We start from the raw sequence: 9,933 nt of genomic DNA on the forward strand, positions 1-9,933 counted from the left end.
GCCATCCCATGTCCGACGCCACGACCCATCTCCTGCTGCCCTACATCCTGGCGGCGCAGGCCCAGAAGCATGTCACCCACAACGAGGCGCTGCGGCTGCTCGACGGGCTCGTGCAGCTCTCCGTGCTCGACCGCGATCTGACAGCGCCGCCCGGCAGTCCCGCCGATGGCGATCGCTACATCGTCGCCTCGGGCGCGACGGGCGAATGGTCCGGATGGGACCTGAACGTCGCGCTCTGGACGGACGGCGCCTGGCTCCGCCTGCCACCGCGCGCCGGCTGGCGGGCTTGGGTCGAGGATGAAGGACTGCTGCTGGTCTACGATGGCGCGGGCTGGATCGGGACCACACCTTCGGCGCTGCAGAACCTCACGCTCCTTGGGCTGGGGACGACGGCGGATGCGTCGAACCCGTTCTCGGCCAAGCTCAATGCCGCGCTCTGGACGGCGAAGACCGTGGCCGAGGGCGGGACCGGCGATCTCTTCTACACCATGAACAAGGAGGCTGCGGGCGACGATCTCGGCCTGACGCTCCAGACCGGCTTCATCACGAAGGCGCTGGTCGGCCTCTTCGGCTCTGACCGATTCCGGCTTGCGGTCTCCGCCGACGGCAGCACCTTCTTCGACGGGCTCAGCGTCGACAACGCCACCGGCATTGTGGACCAGCCCCGGTTGCCCCGCTTCAAGGCCTGGACGAACTACGACAACTATGTCGGCGTCGGGACCTGGACCAAGATCGGCCTGAACAACACCGACTACAACGACCAGGGCGCCTTCGACGCCGCGAACAACCACTTCGTCGCCCCTGCGGACGGCACCTACCTCTTCGGCGCGACGCTTCTCTACAAGATCAACGCCAGCGCCACGGCCCGCATGCGCGGGCGGCTCGTCCTGAACGGCACCACCGAAATCCGCGGCTCCCTCGGCGAAATCTCCGCCACCCATGTCTCGCTCGCCACCGCGATCTGGCTGCAGACCATGGTGCCGCTGACCGCAGGCGATACCGTCGAGCTGCAGGGGTATTTCCGGGTGGCGGACGGCTACTTCGCCGCCGATCACACTTCCTTCTGGGGCTGCAAGGTCGGCTGAGCGGCGCAAGGAGGACCCGATGAACCCACCCCGATCCGAGGGCTTCGTGCGCATGCCCGATGCCGAGTTCGAGGGTGAACCAGCTTCTTGGAAATCGTCCAGTGGACGATTTCGCTGGTGAACGGGCGGAGCCCCTGACCCGGGCCGCAGAGGAAGGCGCGAAGCGCGCGCTCGCCGATGTCGGCCTCGACGGCGACGAAGCCGCGCTCGACATCCGCGATCTGCGTTCGCTCGTCGACTGCATCCGCCTGGTCCGCCGCACCGCCATGCAGACCGCCGTCCGCATGATCACCACCGGCGTCATGCTCGCTCTGCTCGCGGGCATCGCCATCAAGCTCAAGATCTTCGGCGGCGGCCCGTAGCCGCGCCCCATCCACATTCAACAGCCCGCAATGACCCGCCCTCGAGGCGGGTTTTTCGTTTTCGGAGGACCCCCATGACCAACCTTCCACCGCCACTGGCGCGACGTGCCCGAGGGCACCTGGCGCTGGCCGAACTTCTCGCCCGCCGAGATCGCTTGTCGCGGAACGGGCAAGTTGCTTGTCAATGAGCCTGCGCTGGACAAGCTGCAGGCGTTGCGCGACCGGCTGGGCAAGCCGCTGATCGTCCGCTCCGCCTATCGCAGCCCGGAACACAACCGCGCCGTCGGCGGCGCCACCCGCTCCAAGCACCTCGATGGCGCCGCCTTCGACATCGCCATGGAGAACCACGACCCGGTGGCCTTCGAGGCGGCGGCGCGGGAAGTCGGGTTCCTCGGCTTCGGGTTCTATCCGCGATCGGGGTTCATCCATGTCGATCTCGGGCCCGCGCGTCTCCGCGGGTGGTCTCAGCCGTGCAGCCCGCCGACCAGGTCCGGGCCCAGCCCCGACGCGCCCAGCTCGTCCCTGACGATCGCGATCATGCGCTTCAGCGGCGCCGTCCCCGCGAGCGAGGTGCGATAGCTTATGCCGGTGGCGATCCGCCAGTCGTATCCCGGCACCGCCAGCGGGGCCAGGCCAAAGCCGAGGCGGGGATGCAGCAGCGGTTCCGGCAGGCTGGTCAGGAACCCCTTGTTGCGCACCAGGTCCAGCGCCAGCCCCAGCGAATGCGTCGACACCACGGTGCGCGGCAAGGGCACGCCCGCGGTCTGGAACAGCGCCTCGATCCGTTCCAGCGCCAGTGAGTCGTAGCTCAACTGAACCCACGCGCGCGCCGACAGGGCGCCTGCACCGACCTCCGCCATGGCGGCAAGCGGATCGTCGGCCGCCGCGACGATCCGGTTCGACTGGTCATACAGCGGGATTTCGCGAACCTCGCTGGCGAGCGATTCCGTGCCGCTGCGCAGGCCGCCGAAATAGATGCCGATCTCGCCGGTGTTGAGCGCCGGCAACATGATCGCCCCGACGCCGGTGCGCACCGATATCTGCAAGTTGGGAAATTCCCGCAACAGCCGCGCCAGCACCTGCGCCATGAACGCCGCCTCGTAGGTCGGGCCGACGCCGATGCGCAGATTGCCCCGCGCCCCGTCGCGCGTCGCCGTAAGATCGAACAGCGCGCCGTCCCATTGCAGCTCGATCTCGCGGCTGCGGGCCAGGAAGGCCTGTCCGGCCTGGGTCAGGGTGACCCCGCGCGACGACCGCTCGAACAGCGCTGAACCCAGATGCTGCTCAAGCTCGCGCAACGATTTCGACAGCGCCGGCTGGCTGATGTTCAGATGCCGCGCCGCCGCCTGGACGCTGCCCAGTTCGGCGATGGCAAGGAAATGTTTCAGGCGCCAGATGTGATCCAATGATAACCCTGATCTATGTCAACTATACACGAAACTATTACCCCGTCGGAGGCGCTCCGTCTAGACTGCCCCAAGTCTGCAAGAACGCGGGGTCTTCATGCGTGCCGTCCTAGTCCTTTTCGATTCGCTCAACCGTCATGCGCTGGGCTGCTATGGCGGCACGGCGGTGGCGACCCCCAACTTCGACCGTTTCGCAGCCCGGGCCGCGACCTTCGACAACCACTATGTCGGCTCGCTGCCCTGCATGCCGGCCCGCCGCGACATGCACACCGGGCGGCTGAACTTCATGCACCGCTCCTGGGGGCCGCTCGAGCCCTTCGACAATTCGATGCCCGACATCCTGAAGCAGACCGGCGTGCACACCCATCTGATCAGCGACCACTTCCACTATTACGAGGACGGCGGCGCGACCTATCACAGCCGCTACAAGACCTGGGAGTTCATTCGCGGGCAGGAATACGACCCCTGGATTGCCATGGTCGAGCCGCCGCTCGACCGCTTCAAGGAGATGTATTCCGACAAGCATTACAACGTGCCGACCGAGCCGAAGCGGCGGCAGCACCAGATCAATCGGGAAAAGATCAAGCTGGAAGAGGAGTTCCCCGGCCCGGCCTGTTTCTCGCGCGCCTTCGCCTTTCTCGACGACAACCGCGAGGCCGACGACTGGTTTCTGCAGCTTGAATGCTTCGATCCGCACGAGCCCTTCTTTGCCCCCGAGAAATACCGGCAGGACTACAAGACGAATTACAGCGGCCCGATCCTCGACTGGCCGAAATACGCGCCGGTCAAGGAAAGCCCGGACGAGATCGCGGAGATCCGGGCGAACTATGCGGCACTTGTCGCCATGTGCGACGCCTGGTTCGGCAAGCTGCTGGACTATTTCGACGCGCACGACCTGTGGTCGGATACCTGCCTGGTGCTCACCACCGATCACGGCTTCCTGCTGAGCGAGCATGACTGGTGGGGCAAGAACCTGACGCCCTATTACGAGGAAATCTCGCATATCCCGATGATCGTGCATCACCCCGACCATGCCGCAAAGGCGGGGACGCGGATTTCAGCGCTGACCCAGACCCCCGACCTGATGCCGACTTTCCTCGACGTTTTCGGCTGCGCCGTGCCGGCCGAGGTCACCGGCCGGTCGATCCTGCCGCTGCTGGACGGAGAGCCGGGGCCCGAGGCAGTGATCTTCGGCATGTTCGGTGGTCCGGTTGGCGTGACGGACGGCGAATACAGCTACTTCCGCTATCCCGCCGACTTGTTTAACGAACAGATCGGCGAATACACGCTGATGCCCACGCACATGACGGGGTTCTTCACCGGCGAAGAACTGGCGACCGCACAGATCGCCGGCCCGTTCGATTTCACCAAGGGGCAGAAACTGCTGCGCTATGATGCCCTGAATTCGGCGCGGCGCCCCCCCGGCCTCGACGGGACGAAATTCGCGGCCTTCCAGTCGGCCGTCTATCACAATGCGTCGGACCCCAATCAGTTGCAGCCGATTTCCGACGCAGCGATCGAGGCCCGGCTGCAGGCGCAGATCATGAAAATTCTGGGGGCGCATGACGTGCCGCCCGAATATGTCAACTGGATGGGCCTTGCAGACAACAGGGCGTGAACGGAACCAAGATTTCAGGGAGGAATCGCACATGAAGAAGACACCACGCAACATCGCCGCCATCTTTGTGGCACTGGCCGGCGCTCTGCCGGCGAGCGCCGAGAGTCAGCCCGAAATCACTATGGCGATCAACCAGTCGCCCTGGTTGAATTCCTTTGTCGCCATGGTCGATCTCTACGAGGCCGAGACCGGAAACGTCGTCGTCCTCGACGTCAACCCCTTCGGCGGACTGCTGGAAAAGATCCGCAACTCGGTGCGCAGCACCGAGGGCACCTACGATCTGGTGGCCGTCAACTCGCTCTGGCTGTCCGAGATCTATTCCGGCGGGTTCCTCGCGCCGCTGGGTGACATTCGGGCCGGCTACGCCCTTCAGGACGGCATCCTGACCTACGGCGCGACGACCAACTGGGATCCGGCGGTGGGATCGTTCTCGCCGGACGGGACGCTGATGGGCGTACCGGTCAACGGCAACGTGCAGGTTCTCTATTACAATCAGGCCATCTATGACGACCTCGGCCTGTCGGTTCCCGCCACCTGGGAGGAACTTTATTCCAACGCCATGGCGATCGCCGATGGCACCGACAGCTATGGCTTTGTCCCGCGCGCGGCCCGGGATTCGATCGTCTACAACTTCACGCCCTATCTCTTCAGTCACGACGCGGCCTTTTTCCGGGTAACCGGCCCGGGGCAGGCCGAGATCGGCCTGAACACGGCCGAGGGGCTGGCGGCCCTGAACGCCTATCTCAGGATGTCCGGCGAAGATGTGGCGCCGCCCAATCCCGGCGCCATCGCCCAGGGCGAGCTGATCCAGCTTCTGTCCACCGGCAGGGCGGCGCAGGCGATCGCCGTGATCGCCGCCTGGGGGGCGCTGGAGAATCCCAACGAATCCCGCGTGGCCGGCCAGATGTCGGCAGCGCTGATCCCGGCTGGCCCCGGCGGCACCCACGCGTCAAGCGCCGGCCACTGGGTCGCGGGCATCCCGAATAACGTGCCGGCCGAGCGGCAGGCCGCGGCGCTGGCCTTTCTGGACTGGTTCCAGTCACAGGAATTGCAGGTGAATTATGTCGAGGCCGGCGGTGTGCCGGTGCGCGGCGATCTGGCGGACACCGATCTCGGGGCCAACAATGCCTACCGCTTCCTCGACGCCTATTCGGCAAACGCCGAGAATGCGGTGATGGGTCTGCCCTTCGCTGCGGCGGCCGAAGCTTCCGACGCGATGGCCCTGCACTTCAACCGTGCCGTCATCGGCGAGGAAAGCGCGGAAATTGCGCTCAACTCGGCCGCCGAAGCCCTGGCAGGGGTTCTCGAACGTAACGGCTTTGCCGTTACCCGGCAGCCTGACCTCTGAAACGCAGCAGCACCGCAGACCGGGACAGAACCAGATGAACGCCACGATCACGCACGGAACAACGGCACGGCGCAACAGGCGTTGGCTTGTGCTTTCACTTGCGCCGGTCGCGGTGTTCTTTCTGGTTCTGTCCGGGTTTCCGGTGCTGAACCTTCTCGGCCTCAGCTTCTTCAATGTCGAATGGCATGAAGGCGCGGCCAATTTCAGCTATGTCGGCATCGAGAACTACCGCCGTCTCTTTGTCGAGGAAACGATCTACTGGGCCGGGGTGCGCAACACGCTGATTTTCGCCGTGGGCGTCGTGACCTGCCAGATGGTGCTTGGCTTCTCGATGGCGCTGGCGGTGAACCGCGCGGGGTCGGCCGGACGCACGATCCTGACCGGCATCTTTCTGTTGCCGATCGTCATTCCGCCCATTGTCATCGGCACCATGTGGCGGCTGGTCATGGGGCGCGAATTCGGGCTGGCAAATTCGCTGCTGCGGGCGCTTGGCCTGCAAGAGGTCGATTGGCTGGGCAATCCCGATATCGCGCTTGCGTCGGTGATGTTCGTGGACATCTGGCACTGGACGCCCTTCGTCTTCCTGCTGATGCTCGCCGGTCTGGAATCGCTCGACGAGGAGGTTCTGGATGCGGCCCGGATGGATGTGACCGGCTTCTGGCAGGAGGTGCGCCACATCATCCTGCCGCTGATGATGCCGACGATCGTCATCACGGTGCTGTTCCGCATCATCCTGTCGTTCAAGGTTTTCGATGAGGTTTATCTGCTCACCTCGGGCGGGCCGGGCACCGCGACCGAAGTCATCAACTTCTCGATCTACCGCACCTTCTTCCGGCAGGATCAGGTCGGCTACGGCTCGGCGATGTCGGTGGTCACGTTGTTCGCCATCACGCTGATGATCATCCTCGCGCGTGGCCTGCTGGCCCGCCGCAAAGGCGCGGAGGACGCGGAATGAGCGGGCGCCGGATCGCGGGACGGGTGGCGGCGAACGGCGTCGTCTGGGGCTATGCGGCGCTGATCGTGCTGCCGACGCTCTGGGTGCTGTCGAACGCCTTCAAATACAAGATCGACATTATCACTGGTGCGACGATCAGCCCGATCACCTGGAGCAACTTCGAACAGCTCCTGTTCTCGCGGCAGTCGCATTTCCTGTGGAACCTGTTCAACAGCGCCGTCGTGGGGGTGATCTCGACGGCGATCGTCATCGTCATCGCCACGATGGCCGCCTTCACGCTGGGCCGACTGAGGGTGCCCGGCTGGGTGCGCTGGCTGATCCTCGGCTGGGCGCTCCTGTTCCAGATGCTGCCCACGCTGACCTTCGTGGGTTCGTGGTATGTCATGTGGCAGGCCGTCGGGCTGCACGGAACCTATGTCGCCGTCATCCTGACGCATGTCGTGCACAACCTGCCGATGGGCCTCTTTCTGATGCTCAGCTTCATGTCGGCGCTGCCAAACGAATTGTTTCAGGCCGCGCGCATGGACGGCTGTTCGAACGGCCAGATGTTCTGGCGGGTGGCCTTTCCGCTGGTGCGGGGCGGGATGATCGCGGCAACGGCGCTGATCTTCATCTTTTCCTGGAGCGACTTCGCCATTTCGCTGGCGCTCACCTCACCGGCGACGATGACGGCCCCGGTGGCGATTTCCACCTTCGCGCAGGAATACGACATCCGCTATGGCGAGATGGCCGCCGGAACGCTTCTGTCGATCGTGCCGGCCCTGGTGCTGATCCTCGTCGGCCAGCGTTTCATTGTCCGCGGGCTGCTTGCCGGCGCGGTCAAATAGACTGGAAAAAGGAAGTCTTATGGCAACTGTCACCCTAGAGGGTATCCGCAAGAGCTACGGCCGGGTGGAGATCATTCCGTCGATCGACCTCGAGATCGCGAGCGGCGAATTCATCGCTCTTGTCGGTCCCTCGGGCAGCGGCAAATCCACCTTGCTGCGCGTCATCGCCGGTCTGGAAGAGATCGACGCAGGCCGCATCCTGCTGGACGGCAAGGACATCACCACGGCCGAGCCGAGCGAGCGCGAAATGGCGATGGTCTTCCAGTCCTATGCACTTTATCCGCACATGACGGTGGCTGAGAACATGGTCTTCGCGCTGCGGATGCGGGGCGCCGATCCCGCCGAGATCGACCGCCGTCTGACCGCCGCGCTCAAGATGCTGGGCATGACGGACTATGCTGGCCGCAAGCCCGGCCAGCTTTCGGGCGGCCAGCGGCAGCGCGTGGCGATGGGCCGGGCCATCGTGCGCCAGCCGCAGGTGTTCCTGTTTGACGAGCCGCTCTCCAACCTCGACGCCAAACTGCGCGCGGCGACGCGGCTGGAGCTGCGGGCGCTGCACGACCAGCTTGGGGCCACCTCGATCTTCGTCACCCATGACCAGATCGAGGCGATGACCATGGCCGACCGGATCGTGCTGCTCGACCACGGCCGCATCCAGCAGATCGGAACCCCGCAGCAGATCTACCGCGAGCCGCGGAACCGCTTTGTCGCCAGTTTCATCGGCTCGCCCGAGATCAACATGCTGCGCGGCGTGCTGGCGCCCGGCGCCGGCCATCCCACCTTCGAGGGGCTGCCGCTGCCCGGCGCGCGGGCCACTGCGGAGCGCCAGGTCGATCTGGGCATCCGCCCCGAGCATGTCTCGGTCTGGACCGAAGCCGCGCCCGACCGCTGGCCCTTCGAGGTGGAAGCGGTGGAGTTCACCGGCCACGATGCCTTCCTCCTTGGCAGGACCCCGGCGGGCCGGATCACGGTTCGCGTCGATCCCGACAGCGAGAACGGCCTTGCCGATCGCGTGACCGCCGGCCAGCGGCTGCATGTGCAGTTGCAGGCGCGCCATATCCTGCTGTTCGACCCCGAAACCGGCCTCCGGCTGGCCGATGGCTGAGCCCTGCCGCCTGCGGAGCCTGCGCTTCGACGGCGGCCCCGAGGACGGTTCGCGGCTGATCGAGGTGGAAAACGCCGCCGGGCTTTCGGTCGATCTGCTGCCCGACCGCTGCCTCGACCTCGGGATGGTGCGCTACCTCGGCGTGCCCTTCGGCTGGATCGGCCAGAACGGTCTGGCCCCGGCCCAGCCCGGAGAGATGGATCAGGCGCTTGGCGGGCTGCTGTGCACCTGCGGCTTCGACCACATCCGCCAGCCGGTGACCGAGGGGGCGCGGCATTTCCCGCTGCATGGTTCGATGTCGCTGCGGCGGGCGCGGGTGACAGCCGCGCATGTGCTTGAGGACGGTTCGGCCGAAATCCGGGCGACGGTCGCGCACGGAACCCTGTCGGGCCAGTCCTGGCGGCTTGACCGCCGCGTTACGGTGCCGCCCGACCGCGCCGAAATTCACATCGAGGACATGGTCACGGCGCAGGGCCACGGCGAGGTGATGCCGATCATGGCGCTCTATCACGTCAATCTTGGCGCGCCTCTGATCGGGCCGCGCACCCGTGTCAAAGTCGCGGGCCGCCCCCGACCGGAGCTGCCGGGGGCGGGCGATTTCACGGCCTGCGAGGATGCCGCACCCGGTGGCCAACCGGTGCGGGTCTCGGCGGGCGACGGGGATGCGCGGTGTGAATTCTGGCTGGGCTGCGATACGGCTGCCCTGCCATTTCTTCAGTTTCACCGGCGCGCGGCGGCAGGGGGTTGCCTGTTCTGCGTCGAACCCGCCACCCACGACCGCCAGCCCCGCAGCGCCCTGCTGCGCGATGCGCCGCCGCTCGACGGCGCAATCACGCAGCGGTTCCGACTAATCCTCGGCTTCGGACCGGGGACGGGCTGACAGCACGGGGGATGGGTGACCCGCCGGCACCCCGGTCGGGGGCCGCGCGCTGTCCGTCACGCCCCCCATGGGGCAAAGTATCAAAACCTGCGCGCAGCAGGAAAACCAGCAAAAGTCGCAATTGTCGCCGTCATGCGCAAGCTTATCGAAACGGCAAACGCACTTGTCAAAGCTGATCGAACTTGGACCAAAAATCCGCTTGATCAAGACGGATACTCAGAGCGGGATTCGAACCAACAACTCGTAGTAATGAAATCAGTGTGTTAAGGGTTGGAGATGGGGTGGATGCCGCTCTCACCCTGACGGCATCGCGATGTGCTATACTCGTGGTGTCGAAGCACAAGCTG

Annotated in this window: 9 protein-coding genes and 2 pseudogenes; 10 read left to right on the forward strand and 1 reads right to left on the reverse strand. The window is 65.4% G+C overall.

Going from position 1 to position 9,933, the window contains the following annotated elements; genetic code table 11:
• Window positions 1-8: 8 nt before the first annotated feature.
• From HNS34_RS19555 to HNS34_RS19565, 3 genes and pseudogenes are all read left to right on the forward strand, one after another.
• Window positions 9-1,085 carry a DUF2793 domain-containing protein gene (locus HNS34_RS19555; protein ID WP_172321773.1) on the forward strand — a complete coding sequence of 359 codons (1,077 nt, stop codon included), beginning with the start codon at window positions 9-11 and terminating at the stop codon, window positions 1,083-1,085.
• A gap of 101 nt (window positions 1,086-1,186) precedes the next feature.
• Entirely contained in the window at window positions 1,187-1,447 is a 261-nt protein-coding gene (locus HNS34_RS19560; RefSeq protein ID WP_172321774.1) for a DUF6127 family protein, read from the forward strand.
• Between the two features lie 105 nt (window positions 1,448-1,552).
• A pseudogene (locus HNS34_RS19565) lies at window positions 1,553-1,957 on the forward strand (D-Ala-D-Ala carboxypeptidase family metallohydrolase); the annotation flags it as partial.
• On the opposite strand, the gene HNS34_RS19570 reads toward HNS34_RS19565, so the two are convergent.
• Window positions 1,912-2,853 carry a LysR family transcriptional regulator gene (locus tag HNS34_RS19570; RefSeq protein ID WP_172321776.1) on the reverse strand — a complete coding sequence of 314 codons (942 nt, stop codon included), beginning with the start codon at window positions 2,851-2,853 and terminating at the stop codon, window positions 1,912-1,914. The pseudogene HNS34_RS19565 and the gene HNS34_RS19570 overlap by 46 nt on opposite strands.
• A gap of 97 nt (window positions 2,854-2,950) precedes the next feature.
• Here HNS34_RS19570 and HNS34_RS19575 point away from each other — a divergent pair, with 97 nt between their 5' ends.
• The 7 genes and pseudogenes from HNS34_RS19575 to HNS34_RS21130 all read left to right on the forward strand — a co-directional run.
• Window positions 2,951-4,471, forward strand: a complete 1,521-nt coding sequence (locus HNS34_RS19575) for a sulfatase (RefSeq protein WP_172321777.1) — start codon at window positions 2,951-2,953, stop codon at window positions 4,469-4,471.
• A gap of 31 nt (window positions 4,472-4,502) precedes the next feature.
• Window positions 4,503-5,819, forward strand: coding sequence for an ABC transporter substrate-binding protein (locus HNS34_RS19580; RefSeq protein WP_172321778.1), 1,317 nt, complete (start codon window positions 4,503-4,505; stop codon window positions 5,817-5,819).
• 34 nt (window positions 5,820-5,853) lie between these two features.
• Window positions 5,854-6,774: a carbohydrate ABC transporter permease gene (locus HNS34_RS19585; RefSeq protein WP_172321779.1), complete on the forward strand. Its 921-nt coding sequence runs from the start codon at window positions 5,854-5,856 to the stop codon at window positions 6,772-6,774.
• Window positions 6,771-7,601: a carbohydrate ABC transporter permease gene (locus HNS34_RS19590; protein WP_172321780.1), complete on the forward strand. Its 831-nt coding sequence runs from the start codon at window positions 6,771-6,773 to the stop codon at window positions 7,599-7,601. Before HNS34_RS19585 ends, HNS34_RS19590 begins: the two co-directional genes overlap by 4 nt.
• Before the next feature lie 19 nt (window positions 7,602-7,620).
• Window positions 7,621-8,706, forward strand: a complete 1,086-nt coding sequence (locus tag HNS34_RS19595) for an ABC transporter ATP-binding protein (RefSeq protein WP_172321781.1) — start codon at window positions 7,621-7,623, stop codon at window positions 8,704-8,706.
• Window positions 8,699-9,586, forward strand: coding sequence for a DUF4432 family protein (locus HNS34_RS19600; protein ID WP_172321782.1), 888 nt, complete (start codon window positions 8,699-8,701; stop codon window positions 9,584-9,586). Before HNS34_RS19595 ends, HNS34_RS19600 begins: the two co-directional genes overlap by 8 nt.
• Before the next feature lie 72 nt (window positions 9,587-9,658).
• Window positions 9,659-9,772, forward strand: a pseudogene (locus tag HNS34_RS21130) (IS110 family transposase); the annotation flags it as partial.
• Window positions 9,773-9,933: the final 161 nt, after the last annotated feature.

This window comes from Alterinioella nitratireducens, assembly GCF_013155465.1.
Taxonomy (GTDB): Bacteria; Pseudomonadota; Alphaproteobacteria; order Rhodobacterales; family Rhodobacteraceae; genus Alterinioella; species Alterinioella nitratireducens.

Bases quoted from the DNA above. Each gene is read 5' to 3' on its own strand.
- HNS34_RS19575 (WP_172321777.1), top strand. From the start codon at position 2,951: ATGCGTGCCGTCCTAGTCCTTTTCGATTCGCTCAACCGTCATGCGCTG.
- HNS34_RS19600 (WP_172321782.1), top strand. From the start codon at position 8,699: ATGGCTGAGCCCTGCCGCCTGCGGAGCCTGCGCTTCGACGGCGGCCCC.
- HNS34_RS19555 (WP_172321773.1), top strand. From the start codon at position 9: ATGTCCGACGCCACGACCCATCTCCTGCTGCCCTACATCCTGGCGGCG.
- HNS34_RS19590 (WP_172321780.1), top strand. From the start codon at position 6,771: ATGAGCGGGCGCCGGATCGCGGGACGGGTGGCGGCGAACGGCGTCGTC.
- HNS34_RS19580 (WP_172321778.1), top strand. From the start codon at position 4,503: ATGAAGAAGACACCACGCAACATCGCCGCCATCTTTGTGGCACTGGCC.
- HNS34_RS19585 (WP_172321779.1), top strand. From the start codon at position 5,854: ATGAACGCCACGATCACGCACGGAACAACGGCACGGCGCAACAGGCGT.
- HNS34_RS19595 (WP_172321781.1), top strand. From the start codon at position 7,621: ATGGCAACTGTCACCCTAGAGGGTATCCGCAAGAGCTACGGCCGGGTG.